Source organism: Methanosphaera sp. A6, assembly GCF_001729395.1.
Lineage (GTDB): Archaea > Methanobacteriota > Methanobacteria > Methanobacteriales > Methanobacteriaceae > Methanosphaera > Methanosphaera stadtmanae.
On sequence record NZ_MAIF01000059.1, the window covers coordinates 16,833 to 34,811 of the forward strand.

Consider the following 17,979-nt stretch of genomic DNA (forward strand, 5'->3'; position numbering starts at 1 on the left):
AAAAATATAAAAGATGAATATGATTAACAATAAAATTCTAACATTGAGTCAATTTCTAAGATTTGAGGGAATAAATGTCAGTATTAGAAGTACAATTAGGGCTTCAAATATATGGGATAACTTTCATAACAAATTTAATTCAGAAGAATTAAAAGATGCTCTGAGAAGTGTTTATGTTAAAAATAAGGAAGATATTCCCAGATTTGAACGCTCTTATGATTATGTTTTTATATATAATAAATCTATTGAAAATAATCCCCTCAAACAAGATCATGTTGAAATAAATACTACAAACCATAAAACTAATCAAAAACAAAAAAAAGTAGAAAAGGATACTACTCGAGAAACAATAATTAAAAGACGTTTAAAACAGAAAAAAATTGTGGATGAAAGCATTTTAGATGAGGAATTTGTTAGATTAGATACTATCGATTATAGAGTTTATGATATATGTAGAGATTTTAGTAAAAAAGTAGCTAATCATAGATCTATACGAAAAAAAAGTAAAAAATCCAGAAGTGTAAATATTCCTAAAACAATTAGGAAAAATCTTAAAAATGGTGGACATTTAATAAATCTTATTCATCAAACTCCTCCAATGCATAAATCAAAACATATATTTCTCTGTGATATTAGTGGTTCATGTGAATGGGCAACAACATGGTTTTTTGCAATGCTTACTGGATGTCATGATTCATTTGATAAATTAACATTATATAATTTTGATAATAGAGTAATTGATGTAACACATGCACTTGATTCTACTTTTAAAAATTCATATCAAATAAATGTAGGTTTACAATCATTAGGTCTTAGACCTAGAGGTCATTCAGATATGACTAAATCATTTAATCAGTTTTTAAAAGAATCTGAATTAAATAAACATACTGATGTTATATTACTTACAGATTGTAGAGATTGGACAGGTAAACGAACTAATGGTGTCCTTGAGAGTGCTAAGGTTTTACATAAAATAATTATTAAATCTAGAAATGTTATTATTTTAAATCCCGAGAATAAGTATAGGTGGAACACTCCCACAAGTTGTGTTAGGGATTATCAGGAAGTTGGTGCAAAAGTTTATGAAACAAGCACCCTTAAACAGTTTGCTAAGGTAATTAAAGAAATATAAAAAGGGATTAATCCCTTAATAAATCTTTAAAAAAGGACATATCTACATTATTTGCAAATAAATCTCCAAGTTGATCATAGTTTACTCTTTTTGATTCTTTAAAGTCATCTTTTGTTAGGCCTAATGGTTTTAATCCCTTGTTTATACGTAGCTGATCTGTGAATTTTCTTCTAAATTCAAAGTTATGGAATATTCCATGGAAGTATGTTCCACACACATTACCATTTATTGCTCCATCATAGAGACCTGATTCATCATTACCTTGTCCTTTTTTTATTTTAATTAATGGTTCTACATCACCAAGTATTGTTATACCTTCATGTAATTCATAACCTGTTACTTTAGTATCTTTTTCAAATCCAAGTGAACTATCTTTTATTATTGTACCTTCACTTTGTTGAACAACTTTTTCTATTTGTCCAAATTCAGTAGTCATATCAAGTAGTCCTAATCCTTCTACAGATCCATACTTTGATTCAGAACATGACTCATCTATTATGTTATTAGACAACATTTGATATCCACCACAGATTCCAAATATTGGTATTTCTTTTGAGATTTTTTTAATTTTATCAAATGCTCCTGATTTTTTAAGTTCTACTAAGTCATTTACAGTATTTCTTGTTCCAGGTATTATTAATGCATCTAAGTCTTCAAGGTCATCATAAATACTTACTAATTTTATTCCAATATCCTCTTCATAGTCAAGTGGATCTATATCTGTGAAGTTAGAAATTCTTGGTAGACGTAGCGTTCCAATTGTTATTTTTTCATTTTCACTAAAATGATGTGTTGATAAGGAAGCTGAATCCTCTTCTGGTAAATTTAATGTCTCATCATATGGTATTATTCCAATAACTGGAATATTTGTTAGTTCTTCTATTTTTTCAATACCTGGTTTTAGTACATCAGCATTTCCTCTAAATTTATTGATAATAACTGCTTTTATACGTTTTCTATCTTCTTCAGGTATTAAAAAATATGTTCCAACTATTGATGCGAATACTCCACCTTGATCTATATCTGCTACTAATATTACATCTGCATCAGTCATCCGGGCTATTAACATGTTTGCCAAGTCTTTATCATACATGTTAATTTCTGCAGGTGATCCTGCCCCTTCTATAACTGTTATATCATAATCTTCTTTAAGATATTCTAAAGATTCTTCAATTGCTTTAATTGCTTGTGTTCTGAAGTTATTTTGATAATCATCAAATCTCATATTTCCTGCAGGTTTTCCTTGAACAATCACTTGCGAAGTAAAATCTTCTTTTGGTTTAAGTAATATTGGGTTCATATTACAGTTTGGTTCTATTCCTGCTGCTTCTGATTGCATAACTTGTGCTATAGACATTTCATCATTATCAACTGTAGTATATGAATTTAAGGACATGTTTTGTGATTTAAATGGTGTTACTCTATATCCTTTTCTTGATAATAAATTACATAATGCTGCTACAGTTAATGTTTTTCCAGCATTTGATGATGTACCTTGAAACATTATATATTTCATTAATTTATCCCACCATATATTTTGTTAAATTTGATAGTTTTATATTTGTATTAGTTAAAATTTAATACTATTGAAAAAATAATAGATACACGACATTATAATTGTAATATTTTCTAAAAAATAAAAGCACTATATATTATATTGAGAAATAGTAGGTTTTAAATACCTGCGGTTACTTAAATTTATTATGAACTTTAAATATATAATAAATATAGAAAAATATTAAAAAAAAGTATTAGGATAACAATTAAAAATATAACATAATTAAAAGGAGGGTTAAATATAACCAATGAAATAAATAATGAAGAGAAAAAAGAAGAAACCGTCCTTCAAAATAATGAAAAAGAAAATCAGGAAAACACAAACAACACAGAAAATACTAACAAAGACAAAACCGACTTAACAAAACATGTTGTATCTGAAATTAATCCAGAAGAATATATTGATACAGATGAAATAGACATACCACCCATGTTAATTGACCAAATAATTGGACAAGAAGAAGCAGTGGAAACTATAAAAAAAGCTGCAAAACAAAGACGTAATGTTCTACTTATAGGAGAACCTGGTATTGGTAAATCCATGATAGCTAAAGCAATGGCAGAATTATTACCACCTGAAGATTTACAAGACATACTAGTATATCCCAATGTTGAAGATACAAACAATCCATTAGTTGGAGTTATGCCGGCAGGTCAAGGTAAAAAAGTAATCGAAAATGCTAAAAAACAAAATAAAGGCCAAGAAGAACGTAGAAACATACTGATGATTACTATAATTGCATTTATTATGGCAATAGGATTTTTAACAAATCAATTCCTAAGTGCAATAATTGCTGTGGGAATAGTGTTCTTTGCACTCTACCAACTCAGACCAAAAGGACAACAATCAACACCAAAACTTCTTATAAATAGTGATGGTAAAGAAGTAGCACCATTTGTTGATGCTACTGGAGCACATGCAGGTGCATTACTTGGTGATGTAAGACACGACCCATACCAATCTGGAGGATTAGGAACTCCAGCTCATGAAAGAGTAGAAAGTGGAATGATACACAGAGCAAACAAAGGAGTACTATACATAGATGAAATCGGTACAATGACCATGAAAACACAACAAGAACTCCTAACAGCAATGCAAGAACACAAGTACCAAATTACAGGACAAAGTGATAACAGTAGTGGAGCAATGGTTAGAACAAATCCAGTTCCATGTGATTTTGTATTAGTTGCATCAGGAAACATGGAAGTATTAAAAGATATGCATATAGCACTTAGATCAAGAATACGTGGATATGGATATGAAGTATTCATGAAAGATTCCATGAAAGACACCCCTGAAAATCGTAAAAAATTAGGTCAATTTGTAGCACAAGAAGTTAAAAACGATGGAAGAATACCACATTTTACAAAAGAAGCAGTAGCAGAAGTTATTAAAGAAGCACAACGTAGAGCTGGAAAAAAAGATGCTTTAACACTCAAACTAAGAGATCTTGGTGGACTTGTAAGGGCTGCTGGAGATGTAGCTGTTGAAGAAAATGCTAAAGAAGTAACAGTAGAACATGTACATGAAGCAAGAAAACAATCAAGAACATTAGAACAACAAATAGCAGACAGATACATATCCCAAAGAAAAGAATACAGTGTATTCTCAAATGAAGGATCTAAAATTGGTTGTATCAATGGTTTAGCAGTTATAGGAAATTCAAGTGGTATTGTTCTACCAATAGCAGCAGAAGCAGCACCATCCCAGAGTAAAGAAGAAGGTAAAATAATTGCAGCAGGTAAACTTGGAGATATAGCAAAAGAAGCTGTGCAAAATGTTGGTGCTATTATTAAAAAAAGTATTGGTACTGACATATCAAATTATGATATACACATCCAATTTGTACAATCATATGATGGAGTAGAAGGAGATAGTGCAAGTGTATCTATGGCTACAGCAATTATTTCAGCAATAGAAAACATACCAATCGATCAAACACTAGCATTAACTGGTTCATTAAGTGTAAGGGGAACAGTACTTCCAATTGGTGGAGCAACATATAAAATAGAAGCTGCTGCTGAATCTGGAATGAAAAAAGTACTTATACCTGCATCAAACATGGATGATGTACTTATTGATAAAAAATATGTAGATCAAATCGAGATTATTCCAGTTAAAACATTGACTGATGTATTAGAACATGCACTTGTAGGACCTCAAAAAGATGAATTTATCAAAAGTCTAAAAGAAAATAAAATTGATAAAATAAAAAATTACATACCAAATCCCACAGACATAATCAATTCTAAACCTTCCAAAAGTAACAATTAAATAATAACCTCTTCTTTTTTTATTTTTTAAAAATCATTATTAACTATTTTCCAAGATATACATAAATAGTAATAAGTAGAAAAATTAACACTAGAAATAAAAAAAATAATAATTCTTTTTTTTAAAATAATACTAAAATTTAAAATAAAAAAAGAACATAATATTCATTTTAAAAGATGTAACATAAGTAATAGAAGAATACGCCAGTATTATTACACAGAATATCCTATAAAATGAAAGAAATATAAAAGATAATTATACTCTGAAACAGGAGAACCAAAAAATGGAAAAATTAAAATTTAAAGACTTAAATATATCTCCCGAAATACAAAAAGCAGTTGCAGATATGGGTTTTGAAGAAGCATCACCTATTCAATCATTAGCAATACCTCAAATATTAGCCCATAAAGATGTTACTGGTCAAGCTCAAACTGGAACTGGTAAAACTGCTGCATTTGGAATACCATTACTTGAAAATATAGATAGTGAAGATAATAATTTACAAGCAATTATTTTATGTCCTACACGTGAATTAGCAATACAAGTAGCAGAAGAATTAAGAAAATTATCTGTTTACCTTCCTAAAATAGATGTACTTCCAGTTTATGGTGGTCAACCAATAGATAGACAAATTAAAGCATTACAAAAAGGTGTTCAAATAATAATAGGTACACCAGGACGTGTAATGGATCATATTGATAGGGGAACTTTAAGTTTAAATAACATTAAAACAGTAATCTTAGATGAAGCTGATGAAATGTTAGATATGGGTTTTAGAGAAGATATTGAATATATTTTAGAAGATATCCCATATGAAAGACAATTCCTATTATTCTCTGCAACATTACCTCAAGAAATACTTCAATTAGCACAGAGATACCAGACAAATCCAGAGATTGTTAAGGTTACAAAACATGAATTAACAACACCTGATGTTGAACAGAAATATTTTGAAGTTAAAGAAGATATGAAACTTGAACTATTATCTAGATTATTAGATTTACATGATTTTGATTTATCATTAGTATTTTGTAATACAAAAAGAAAAGTTGATAAACTTGTAAGTCACCTTCAAATAAGAGGATACCTTGCAGATGGATTACATGGCGATCTTACACAAAATCAAAGAGATCGAGTAATGAGTAAATTTAAAAAGGGAAATATCGAAATATTGGTTGCAACAGATGTTGCTGCTAGAGGTATTGATGTTGGTGGTGTTGAAGCAGTATTTAACTTTGATATACCAAATGATAATGAATATTATGTTCATAGAATAGGACGTACTGGAAGAGCTGGAAAAACTGGAAAAGCATACAGTTTCGTATCTGGACGTGAAATATATCAACTAAGAGATATTCAAAGATATGCTAAAACTAAAATAGAACAAGCACCTATTCCTGCCCTTAGTGATGTTGAAGAAGTTAAAAAAGATAACTTCATTGAAGAATTAAAAGAAAAAATTAATACTGAAGATATTTCCAAAGAAACATACATAATTGAAAAATTAGTTGAAGAAGACTATAACTCAATAGATATTGCTGCTACTTTACTTAAAGGAGTAATTGATGATAAACGTTATAAAGAAGAAGAATTTGGAGATACTGAAGCTCATGAAGGATTTGTACGTTTCTTTATGAGTGTTGGTAGAAAACAAAACATTACAATTAGTGTAATATTAAATTCCATCTATGAAAAAACTGGACTTACAGGTCATCAAATAGGTAACATTGACATATTTGATAATTTTTCATTTGTAGAAATTCCAAAGGCTAATGCTTCAGATTTCTATAGATTTATGGGTGATACCTATATAGAAAATAAACGTGCACATATAGAACCTGCACGACCTAGAGATAAATCTAAGAAAAACAATACCCGAAATAACAATAGGAATTTTAATAAAAAACGAGGACGTAAAAGTAAAAAATTTAATCCACATAGAAATGATTATCATCAAAAAGATAGTTATAGAAAGGATACTTATCGAAAAGAAAGTAAATTTAGAAAAGATAATTATGGAAATGAATCATATTAATTCATTCCCCAACTCTTTTTATTAAAGTAATTATATATTTTTCAAATGGTTAGCTATTGTTTTAGCCACACTTATTTTTGCAACTTCACTTTTTAATGTATTTGTTGCTTGTACAGAATTTGATCCAGCAGCATTTATTTTTAGTATAGCATCATTAACTAACACTGGATGAACACATATAACATCTACTGCCTTTGCACCTTGTTGTTTTAGTATGTTAATTGCATTTACAATAGTTCCACCAGTACTTATTATATCATCAATTATAATTACTGCTCTATTTTTAACAGAAATATTTTTAGTTTTTGTTTTAACTTTTTCTGGTGATAATCTTACTTTTTCTAAATAATCATGATCTGTGTTAAGTAGTGTTGCTACTTCTTTTGCAAAGTTTTCTGCTCCCTTATCTGGTGCTAATATAATAGGTTTTTTCTCAGGATAATTCTCACGTATATGTTCTGCTATTGCAGGCATTGCTGATAAATTATCTACAGGTATATCATATAAATCACATATACTTTCTTCATGTAAATTTATTGATATTAAATGTTTTACTCCCATTGTTTGAATTAATTTAGCTGTAGCTTTAGCTGATATACATTCTATTTCTTTAAATCTACGTTCTTGACGACTATATCCAAGATATGGTGATACAAGTGTTATATTTGTTACATTCATATCACTAAGAGTATCTAAAATAAAAAATAATTCCATCATATTTTCATCTTGAGGATATCCTGTAGATTGAATTATTATTACATGTTCATCTTCTGATATTTCATCTTTTATTCTAAAATATCTTTCACCATCAGGAAACTTCTTTGTTTCAACTGAACATAATTTATCATTCATTTCTCTTGCTACTTCTGTAGCTAATGCTTGTGATGCAGATCCACCAATAATCACTTAATACTACTCTCCTTATTTTATTCTAAATAATTACCATATGACTTTTATTAATATTATTCTATTAATATTCAAGTTATCTACTATTAATTTATGATTTTTATTTCTAATATATTTCATTAATTTTATCTAAAAAAAAATATTAAAAGTTAAACATTATAATACTATTTAGCACATATATAATAATTACAAAGAAAAATAAAATAAAAATAAATTAATTAATTTATATTGAAAAATACAATAGTGGAGTTAAAAAAAAATGCATGAATTATCCATGGCAAATAGTATGGTTGAAGCTATACTTGATACTGCAAAGAAAAATAATGCTATTAAAATAACTGAAGCCATTTTAGAAGTTGGAGAACTCACTATGCTTAATCCTGAACAGTTACGTTTTATGATGGATATTTTAAGAGAAGATACTATCTTCGAGGATGCTGAAATCATAATTAACATGATACCTATTGAAGTAGAATGTGAAGATTGTGGTTTTCATGGAATTAGTAAAACTGATGAAGGTATGGATCATTTAATGGCTGTAGCCACCTGTCCTGAATGTGACAACACTCATGTTCATATTCTAAAAGGACAAGAATGTAATATTAAAACTATAAAAATTGAGAGGGAAGATGAAAATGCATAATATTGCTAGTATAGAAGTTGAACAAGACATAATCCAAGCTAATGATAAATTAGCTTCTGAAAATAGAAAAAAATTTGAAGAAAAAGATATTTTTGCTGTTGATTTAGTTGGAGCTGTAGGTTCTGGTAAAACATCACTTCTTGAAACTTTAATTGATGAAATGGATGATAAAATCGGTGTTATTGCAGGAGATATACTAAGTAAATTCGATGCAAAAAGAATTGAAAATAAAAATGTACCTGTAAAAGGACTTAATACTGGAAAAGAATGTCATCTTGATGCTCATCTTGTTGAACATGCACTACCTGATATCCCATTAGATGACATTTCCATATTATTCATAGAAAATGTAGGAAACCTAATTTGTCCAGCTGACTTTAATCTTGGAGCACATGTTAGAACAGTTATTATCAGTGTAACTGAAGGTGATGATACTGCTGAGAAACATCCAATGATTTTTAAAGGAGCAGACATGGCTATTATCAACAAAGTAGATTTAGCTGAAGCTGTAGGTGCAGATGCTGATAAAATGGTTGAAGATGTTAAAACAATAAATCCTGATATACCTGTTGTTAAATGTAGTTTAAAAACTGGTGAAGGTGTAGATGAAATTATTAGTCTATACAAGAAATTCCAAAATAAAGAATAAGTTTTAAAAACTTATTTTATCTACTTTTTTTTTAAAAAAATAATAAATAGGATGCTATTGTTATGAAGATATGGATAGATATTGTAAATACACCCCATGTACGATTTTTTAATGGAATTATTAAAAAATTAAGAAAAGATGGACATGAAGTACTAATAACTGCTAGAGATTTTTCAAATATTCATGATTTACTTGATATTTTTGGATTAGAATATACATCTATTGGTGATCATGGAGTTACTCTTGAAGAAAAACTATTATCCAGTACAAAAAGAGCATACGATCTATCCAAATTTATTAGTAAAGAAGATATTGATATTGCAATTACTAAACATTCAATTGAACTTCCACGTGTAGCTTTTGGACTTGGAATTCCAAATATTTTTATTTTAGATAATGAACATGCAATTGCTGCTAATAAATTAACACTTCCATTAACAAACAAATTAATAATTCCAGAAATCTTTGATGTATGGAATACTATTAAATTTGGAATGAATCCCAACAACATTGTACAATACAATGGAACCTGTGAAATTACTCATCTTGAGGATTTTAAATACAATGAAAAGATATTAGAAACTCTTAACTTAGATTTAGATGATAATAAAAAAATTATTCTAATGAGACCTGAGCCTTCATTAGCATCATACTTACATACTGATTGTACAAAGTCTGTACTAACACCAATTGTTAATGAATTAAAAGACATTGCAAACATACTAGTTATTCCTAGATTTAAAGCACAAAGTACAATATTTAAAGATATTCCACATGTACATGTTATAAAAACACCTGTAGATACATTTAGTTTAACAAAAAGAGCAGATCTTTTAATTGGCGCTGGAGGTACTATGAATCGTGAAGCTGCACTGCTTAAAACTCCAGTAATTTCATGTTATCCTGGAAAAGTACTATCTGTAGATAAATATTACATTGAAAAAGGTTTAATGAAGCGTTCAACAGATTTAAATGAAATTATAAAGTTGGCTAAAGAATTATTAACAAAAAAATCTAAAGAAGTAGAATTAAAAACAGATAATCTTATTGATTTAATTGTTGATGAAATATATAAAACATACAAGGAATTTAATAAATAAAACATTAAAAATGGACTAGTCGGGAGTTGAACCCGAGGCCTCCGCCATGCCAAGGCGACACTCTACCAAGCTGAGCTACTAGCCCTTTAAAAAAATAATACTTAATTATTTTAATAATATGTTTTTATAATATTTATGTCTTATTATAAATTTTTTAAAAAATAGATATTATAATCACCATTAATTTAGTTTTTAACTTTTTTATAAACATACCTTTCCATTAAATGTAACTACTTATTTTTTTAATTTTACATAATTATTAATAAAACAAATGAAATAATATAAACATAGTTAAATTATAATGAAATAATTTATTATTCAAAAATTATAATAATTCAAAAAAAAATAGATTCAAAAATTGAATTTATTGGAGGATAGATGATTATATGGCATTAATAGCTACAAACCACCTTGCCTTAATAATTGAATTTGCTATATTAATGCATATTGGAATTCTTTTACTTTTAAATTTCCTACCATTAAATAGTAATGTGGTATACATGTTATCTTTGGTATTAGGTGCTGGAATAACTTTGATGTTTTTTATAGATGCAGTTTGCCTATTACTACCTATGCTCAGTCATCATGAGTTTACACACCCATATGGTCCTATAGCAATATTTGTTATAGTAACTTCGTGGGCAATGACGTATATGTTACAAGGACAAGGTGTAAGAACATCAAATTTAAAATTGTTGGTTTTACTTGAAACTATGGGTATAGCTATCTTTGGAGCAGTTGTTCATCGTGACTTCTTAATTATGTTCATTTTAGGTATTCTTATAGGATTTTTCATACTTGATAAAACCAATGGAAAAGGAAAACATGAACATTCAATATTAACACCACGAAATATGCTTCTTGTAGTTGTAGCAATGTTCTTATTATTTGGTATTATGGAAGGTTTATCTCAAGTATTACATATGGAAATTATAAGTCCATTATCAAGAATTGATCGTATGAATGCAAATCAATTTTCAAGTCTTAAATTAGTTATTGATAACACTAACTTATTTGGACATTCAGCAAATGCTACATATTGGGGAAATTCAAGTATGGGAAATAGTGATGGATACATATCACTACCATTAACATTCATAACATCCTTTGGTTTACCATTCCCATTGTTTTATGGTATCCTTGTTACAAAAAAAGACATAATAGATTATTTCTTACCAGGAATATTTGGAATTGGATTCGACTTTGGATATCTTGCATTAGCTGCTGTAATTATTTGGATTTTAGTAGTTATAATCATAGGACTTGTTATATTAAATAAATATAAATTACAACGTGAACGTGGAAGTAAACGATATATAGGAAGAGAAGCACTTTTAATAGGATCATTATCAGCATTTATTGCTCAAACAATTCTTGGATTGTTTATTATCACAAGGACAATTAATGGTTCAGCACTTGTAACCTATCTCTTCTTAAGTGCTATGGTTATGGCACATGTTGTAACAACAAAAAGATAAAACATAAACTCCCATTTTTACTCTTTTTTTTTAGAAAAAAATATTTTACATAAATATAAAAACTGTATTATAAGGAAGTTTTCATATGAAATTAAATATTGATAGTATTAGATGTGTTGGTTGTGGTTTATGTGAAAATGTATGTATTAAAAATCATATAAAAACTAAGCCATCACTTCATGAGGTAGACAATAATGAATGTTTTGAATGTGGACATTGCATGGCAATATGTCCTACAGGTACTATAACATTAAAGATATATGAAAATCAACCAGAACGTGTTGAAAAATATGATGCTACGAATATTCCAATAGAAACTAACGATCTTCTCCAACTATATAAACAACGTAGAAGTATTAGATGGTTTAAAAATAAACTAATAGATGAAAAAACGTTTAATACCTTATTTGAAGCAGCATATTATAGTCCTAGTGCTCAAAACATTCAAGATACAGAATTTGTAGTTATTACTAAAGAATTAGATGAATTTATAGAGTTTATATACCGTATCATAAAAGAAGATGAAGATAAATTTCCTCGTATAAAACAGTTAGGTGAATATCTTCAAGATAAAACATCATATAAACATAATCCACTACTCTGGGAAGGAAAACAATTGATTCTAGGATTTTCAACTGATATAACAAGTACTATTATTGCAATGACAAGACTAGAGTTACTTGCATATTCAATGGGTCTTGGAGGATTTTATTCATTTTTCATACAAAAAGCTGATGTTATTAATCATGATAAATTAATGGAATTTTTCCCATATATTGATTCTAATAAGCATATGCAATGTGCATTCATTATAGGTTATCCTAGAAAGAAATTTAAAAGAACAATACCACATAAGACTATAAAAATAACATATAAATAATTAATTCTTCCAATTATTTTAAAAAAAAATAATAAAATGATTAAATATTATTAAAAAAAAGATTATTTAGATAGAATTTACATATGAACATATATAATTAAAACAGAGAGTTTTGATAATATGAATATTATTACAACTATTGTAGGTAGTTACCCAACACGTAGTTTTAGAGCAGAAAGTTTTAATGAAAAAGTAACACAGACACTTGGATTATATGATCCATATAAACAAGCAATAAAAAATACTGTTACCTCTTTTGTTAATAAAGATATTGATATTATATGTGATGGACAAGTAAGAGGAGATATGGTGCAGATATTTGCTAGAAAAATCAATGGATTAAAAATCATAGAAAATACTACACATATCATTGGAAAAATTACTCCTGCAGCACATCCTATTTCTATACGTGATTTACAATTAGCATATAAAACAGCAAAAGCATTAAATCCTCAATATGAATTAAATGCTCCACTAGATGGTATATTTAAACATGAAATGAAGGGTATTAAAGGTATAATTACTGGTCCAACAACACTTGTTCATTCATCAATTATTGATAATTTTTATACTAGTAAAGAAAATGCCATATATGATATGGCAAGAGCATTAAGTATTGAAGCTCAAGCAATTGAAAAATTTGGAGCATGTGCTCTGCAGATAGATGAACCATTTATTTCAACTGGTGCTGAAGATATAGAAGTTTCAAGAAAAGCTATTGAAATCATAGTTGATTCAGTAGATATTCCTGTAATATTACATGTATGTGGAGATCTAGAACATGTTTTAGGAGATTTATTAAAATTTAATGTTGATGTTCTTGACTTTGAATTTTCAGGAATGAAACAAAATATTGATCATCTAGAAAATAAATGGACATCTGATTGTAATAAACTATTAGGTATTGGTTGTGTAAATACTAAATTAAAATCTGTTGATAAAAAAGAGAATGTACATAAAACAATAAAGGATGTATTATCTATTACTAAAAGTAGTAATATTATACTTGATCCTGACTGTGGAATGCGTATGTTAGATAAAGATATTGCAGATGAAAAACTTGATATTTTAAAATATTTCAGAGAAAATGGTGTGTAAACAATGGCAAAATTTATTCGTACTAATTCAATATCACAAGCATGGCTTACATGTGTTAAAAAAATAATGCAAGAAGGACATGAAGTAACTGATGAAAGGGGAAGTTTAACTAAGGAACTTCAAAATGTAATTCTTGAAATTACAAATCCTAATGATAATACCATACCTGAATGTTCACCATGGCATGATGATAGACTTGAAACATATAAAAAGGAATTACTTGATCCTGATAATGAACAAGGATTTGTATATACATATGGTAACAGATTAAGACAGTATTTCAAAATAGATCAGATTGATACTTGTATCGAAAAATTAAATAATTGTCCCCAATCCCGAAGAGCTATTGCTATTACAATAGATCCAATTCAAGATAACAAGGTGGATGAAATCCCTTGTTTACAGGAAATAGCTTTTTTAATTAGGGATAATCAATTATATATGACAGATTTCTTTAGAAGCAATGATTGTGGTGGAGCAACATTTCCTAATCTTTTTGGTATAAGAGAGGTTGGTTATTATGTTGCTAAAAATACAGATACTGAACTTGTTAATATGGTTCATCATGCTATGAGCCTTCATATATATGAACATGACTGGGATAAATGTAGAGAAATTTTAAGAAAATATTAGTTATAATAATTTTTTTATAAAAATAGAAGAAAAATTATTAGTTATAAAAAGCTAGATATAATATTATATTACCTATAATGAGAAATAACTCATTATTGATATATTTTAAATTATTATTTAATGGAGATAAAAGCATGAGTGAAAGTATGAACATAGCAGCAAAGAAAATTGCTGATAAAATGGTTCAAGATGCAGAAAAATTAAAAGTAATTCCATCAACATTATCCAATGGAACATCTATTATAGATTGTGGTGTTAATGCTAAGGGAAGTATTAAAGGTGGGGAATTATTTACAAAAGTATGTCTTGGTGGAATTTGTGATGTTGGAATTTCAATACCTGGTGACTTAAGTGATATAATGGCTATGCCTGCTGTTAAGGTTAAAACTGATTTTCCAGCATTAACCACTCTTGGTTCTCAGAAAGCAGGATGGAAAATAGATGTTAATGGATATTATGCTATAGGTTCTGGACCTGCTCAGACACATAAATTTAAAGATAATAACATTTATAAAATAACTAACTATATTGAAGATTCAGATATTGCAGTTATTACTCTTGAAGCAGATAAATTACCTGATGAAGATATTGCTAATTATATTGCAGATGAGTGTGGTGTAAAACCAGAAAATTTAACCATACTTGTTGCACCTACATCTTCTCTTGTTGGATCTATTCAAATATCTGGTAGAGCTCTTGAAACTGGAATATACAAAATGTATGAAATAATGAACTTCGATGTTACTAAAATTACATATGCTGCAGGTATTACCCCTATTACACCAGTTGATCCTGATAGTCTTAAAGCTATGGGTAAAACTAATGATGCTATCATGTTTGGTGGAAGAGCATATTATTATATTGAACCTGATGAAGGTGAAGATTTAGAAGAATTAGCTGCTAATTTACCATCATCTGCTTCTGATAATTATGGTCAAAGCTTTATTGAATTATTTAAAGAAGCAAATCAGGATTTCTATAAAATGCCTAAGGATATTTTTGCACCAGCACAAGTTATTGTTAATGATATGATAACTGGTCAAATGTTCCACACAGGATTTATAGATCTTAAACGTCTAAAAAAATCTTTTGAAGTTAAAGAAATAATTTATGAAAAATAATTTTTCAATAGGAGTGTTGTTAAATAATGTCAAAAAGAATAGGAATTTGTAGTACTACCTTTGCACGATTTGATATGGCAAGTGCAGCAATTAAACAAATAAAAAAACAAGTTACTGGTGTTAAATATATCGAACGTTATGTTCCTGGTGTTAAAGATTTACCAGTTGCTGCTAAAAAGTTAATTGAAGAAGAAAACTGTGACATTGTTATGGCTTTTGGAATGCCTGGTGGCGAAAAGATCGATAAGTTATGTGCTCATGAAGCAAGTACTGGTCTTATACAAGCACAACTAATGACTAATACCCATATACTTGAAGTATTTGTTCATGAAGATGAAGGAAAAGATGAAAAAGATCTTAAAGAATTAGCATATAACCGTGCAACCCAACATGCAGATAATCTTGTAAAAATGTTATTTAAGCCAGAAGCTATGAAAAAAGAAGCTGGAACTGGTGTACGTGAAGGTCGAGAAAATAAAGGACCATTATAATCCTATTGCTTTTATAATTAATTAATGACCTCCTTACTTATTTTTTTTTCTAATACTCTGCTTGTTTAGATTATGAAACTTATTTCACTATTTTTATGAGTTTTGTTTTAACTACACATACAAGAAACTATATGTATTTATCAAGTAAAATGAAATTACCCTCGAAAAATTAAAATAGAAAAATAGAAAAAAACATGATAAAGGAGGGAATAATTAGGTAATACTATTTACCTAAAAAATGAATAAAAAATAGTTATTCTATAAGTTATCTTTAATTATTTAATATCAAGTCAATTCAAAACATGAATTTGTAAAAAACGATATATATCTAATATAATTAACATAAGAAAATCATTTTAAGAAAAATAAAAATAATGTAGAAATATTATAAAACACGGAGGCTGTATAATTATGACTGAATTTAGAAAGATACTAAGTGAAGTTATAGGTACCTATACTCTCGTATTTTTTGGTACTCTATCAGTAGTAGTAACATTATTAATAGCCCAAGGAGTAGAAACTACAAACATATTTAACATAGGAATTGGAGCATTAGGTGGAGTGGGTGATTGGTTATCCATAGGTTTTGCATTTGCAATGCCACTAATAGCAGCAATATATGCTTTTGCTAGGATATCTGGAGCCCATTTTAATCCTGCTGTAACTATTGGATTATGGTCTATAAAGAAATTTCCTACAAAGGATGTTATACCATACATAGTTTCACAAATAATAGGATCATTACTTGCTACTTTTACAATAGTAGCTATACTTGGTAAACAAGCATCAACTATAGGTGTTCTTGGATCTGTAGCACCTTTTGGTGATGTTACATTACTTGGAGTGTTTATTGCTGAATTTTTAGGTACATTTCTATTAATGTATGCAATTATGGCTGTGGCAGTTGATAAAAATGCACAACCTGGATTTGCTGCATTGATAATTGGACTTGTAATTCTAGGAATCGTTGTTGCTATAGGTAATATAAGTGGATCTGGTATTAATCCAGCTCGTTCACTAACACCAATGATTGGAAATCTTATAGTGGCAGGTACTCCTATAGACCTATTAGTTCTAGCTGTGTATATTATTGCCCCAATTTTAGGAGCAATATGTGGTGCTCAATTATATGAATACTTGTATAAAGAGATTGGATATTAAAACTAAAAATATTATGAGTATTTGAGTTTTAAGAACTTATTTACTCATATCCCTCCTTTTAGCATTTTTTTTAACATGAATTAAAAATATTCTATTTTCATGAATAATAAGTTTACTTTATTTTAATTATAAAGTTTAAAAAGTCTTTTTTTATAAGGCAGGATATTATTTTAATGATGTATTTTATTTAAAAACTAGTAGAAAAATTATACTAATAAAAATATGATACTAGTAATAATAAAATAAAAAAAGAAAAATTTTAAAAAGATTTAAATATTTGATTTAAAAGAAAATAAAAAGTATCTATTTTTAATAAAAAAGATGTTGATAATTTTACATATTACTATAAGATATTTATTATAACTATTTCTAATACATTCTTATTTTATTTAAACATTGAATAATAAATAAAGATATAAAATACCAAAAAATATACTATATACTATGTATATAAGAAAATATGGTATTATGAATAAAAATGAATCAATACTAAGATTACGTCTTTCAACAGTTGATTGCAACACTTCAACTAAATATTATCAATTAACAGCAGAAATTCCTGAAATTGAAAAATCAAAAATTAAACCATACTTTGAGTATTATACACCAGAAAATTTTGATGATTTAAATAATGTAGCTGGTAAAACAAAAGGATGGATGTGTAAAAGTGAAGATGTTGAAAAAGTAGAAAAAATTCTGGGAATTATTGAAACACGTAAAAAACAAGAAAATACATTGGAATCTGTTCAAAGAAAAACTAATGAACAACATTTCACAGTGAATAATAATTTAAAAATAAATATTTAAATTTACAAATTTA

Annotated in this window: 16 protein-coding genes and 1 tRNA gene; 14 read left to right on the forward strand and 3 right to left on the reverse strand. The window is 28.0% G+C overall.

All coding sequences use genetic code 11. The features are described 5' to 3' along the window. The first annotated feature begins 19 nt into the window (after positions 1-19). Positions 20-1,132 carry a VWA domain-containing protein gene (locus tag A9758_RS01975; RefSeq protein ID WP_011406802.1) on the forward strand — a complete coding sequence of 371 codons (1,113 nt, stop codon included), beginning with the start codon at positions 20-22 and terminating at the stop codon, positions 1,130-1,132. Between the two features lie 7 nt (positions 1,133-1,139). Here the strand turns inward: A9758_RS01975 and cobQ are convergent, their stop codons facing one another. Beyond that, positions 1,140-2,648 (reverse strand): cobyric acid synthase CobQ, encoded by a 1,509-nt coding sequence (gene cobQ, locus A9758_RS01980; protein WP_011406803.1) that lies wholly within the window; start codon positions 2,646-2,648, stop codon positions 1,140-1,142. 294 nt (positions 2,649-2,942) lie between these two features. Between cobQ and lonB the strand changes: the two genes are divergently transcribed. Both lonB and A9758_RS01990 read left to right on the forward strand, forming a co-directional pair. After that, positions 2,943-4,964, forward strand: a complete 2,022-nt coding sequence (lonB, locus tag A9758_RS01985; RefSeq protein WP_083757023.1) for an ATP-dependent protease LonB — start codon at positions 2,943-2,945, stop codon at positions 4,962-4,964. Between the two features lie 283 nt (positions 4,965-5,247). Then, positions 5,248-6,999: a DEAD/DEAH box helicase gene (locus A9758_RS01990; protein ID WP_011406805.1), complete on the forward strand. Its 1,752-nt coding sequence runs from the start codon at positions 5,248-5,250 to the stop codon at positions 6,997-6,999. Positions 7,000-7,029: 30 nt separating this feature from the next. On the opposite strand, the gene A9758_RS01995 is transcribed toward A9758_RS01990, so the two are convergent. Beyond that, positions 7,030-7,905, reverse strand: coding sequence for a ribose-phosphate diphosphokinase (locus A9758_RS01995; protein WP_011406806.1), 876 nt, complete (start codon positions 7,903-7,905; stop codon positions 7,030-7,032). A 259-nt stretch (positions 7,906-8,164) separates the two neighbouring features. Here A9758_RS01995 and hypA point away from each other — a divergent pair, with 259 nt between their 5' ends. The 3 genes from hypA to A9758_RS02010 all read left to right on the forward strand — a co-directional run bounded on the left by hypA (position 8,165) and on the right by A9758_RS02010 (position 10,297). Next, entirely contained in the window at positions 8,165-8,548 is a 384-nt protein-coding gene (gene hypA, locus A9758_RS02000) for a hydrogenase maturation nickel metallochaperone HypA (protein ID WP_011406807.1), read from the forward strand. Next, entirely contained in the window at positions 8,541-9,197 is a 657-nt protein-coding gene (hypB, locus tag A9758_RS02005) for a hydrogenase nickel incorporation protein HypB (RefSeq protein WP_011406808.1), read from the forward strand. The genes hypA and hypB overlap by 8 nt, the downstream gene beginning before the upstream one ends. A 62-nt stretch (positions 9,198-9,259) precedes the next feature. Beyond that, on the forward strand, positions 9,260-10,297 hold the full coding sequence (locus A9758_RS02010) for a DUF354 domain-containing protein (RefSeq protein WP_011406809.1): 1,038 nt from the start codon (positions 9,260-9,262) through the stop codon (positions 10,295-10,297). Between the two features lie 11 nt (positions 10,298-10,308). Here A9758_RS02010 and A9758_RS02015 read toward each other — a convergent pair. Beyond that, a tRNA-Ala gene (locus A9758_RS02015) sits at positions 10,309-10,382 on the reverse strand. A gap of 301 nt (positions 10,383-10,683) precedes the next feature. Between A9758_RS02015 and A9758_RS02020 the strand changes: the two genes are divergently transcribed. From A9758_RS02020 to A9758_RS02055, 8 genes are all read left to right on the forward strand, one after another. After that, positions 10,684-11,775 carry a hypothetical protein gene (locus A9758_RS02020; RefSeq protein ID WP_011406810.1) on the forward strand — a complete coding sequence of 364 codons (1,092 nt, stop codon included), beginning with the start codon at positions 10,684-10,686 and terminating at the stop codon, positions 11,773-11,775. A gap of 85 nt (positions 11,776-11,860) precedes the next feature. Beyond that, positions 11,861-12,655 (forward strand): nitroreductase family protein, encoded by a 795-nt coding sequence (locus A9758_RS02025; protein WP_011406811.1) that lies wholly within the window; start codon positions 11,861-11,863, stop codon positions 12,653-12,655. A 120-nt stretch (positions 12,656-12,775) separates the two neighbouring features. Next, positions 12,776-13,753: a methionine synthase gene (locus tag A9758_RS02030; RefSeq protein WP_011406812.1), complete on the forward strand. Its 978-nt coding sequence runs from the start codon at positions 12,776-12,778 to the stop codon at positions 13,751-13,753. 3 nt (positions 13,754-13,756) lie between these two features. Further along, a complete protein-coding gene (locus tag A9758_RS02035; protein ID WP_011406813.1) occupies positions 13,757-14,386 on the forward strand; it encodes a thymidylate synthase in 630 nt (209 codons plus the stop codon). Between the two features lie 134 nt (positions 14,387-14,520). After that, the gene (gene mch, locus A9758_RS02040; RefSeq protein ID WP_011406814.1) at positions 14,521-15,507 is read left to right on the forward strand and encodes a methenyltetrahydromethanopterin cyclohydrolase; all 987 of its coding nucleotides are present in this window, start codon (positions 14,521-14,523) and stop codon (positions 15,505-15,507) included. Positions 15,508-15,533: 26 nt separating this feature from the next. After that, a complete protein-coding gene (gene ribC, locus A9758_RS02045) occupies positions 15,534-15,998 on the forward strand; it encodes a riboflavin synthase (RefSeq protein WP_011406815.1) in 465 nt (154 codons plus the stop codon). 411 nt (positions 15,999-16,409) lie between these two features. Further along, a complete protein-coding gene (locus tag A9758_RS02050) occupies positions 16,410-17,159 on the forward strand; it encodes an MIP/aquaporin family protein (RefSeq protein WP_011406816.1) in 750 nt (249 codons plus the stop codon). A 468-nt stretch (positions 17,160-17,627) separates the two neighbouring features. Continuing rightward, entirely contained in the window at positions 17,628-17,966 is a 339-nt protein-coding gene (locus tag A9758_RS02055; protein WP_011406817.1) for a hypothetical protein, read from the forward strand. The last annotated feature ends 13 nt before the right edge of the window (positions 17,967-17,979 follow it).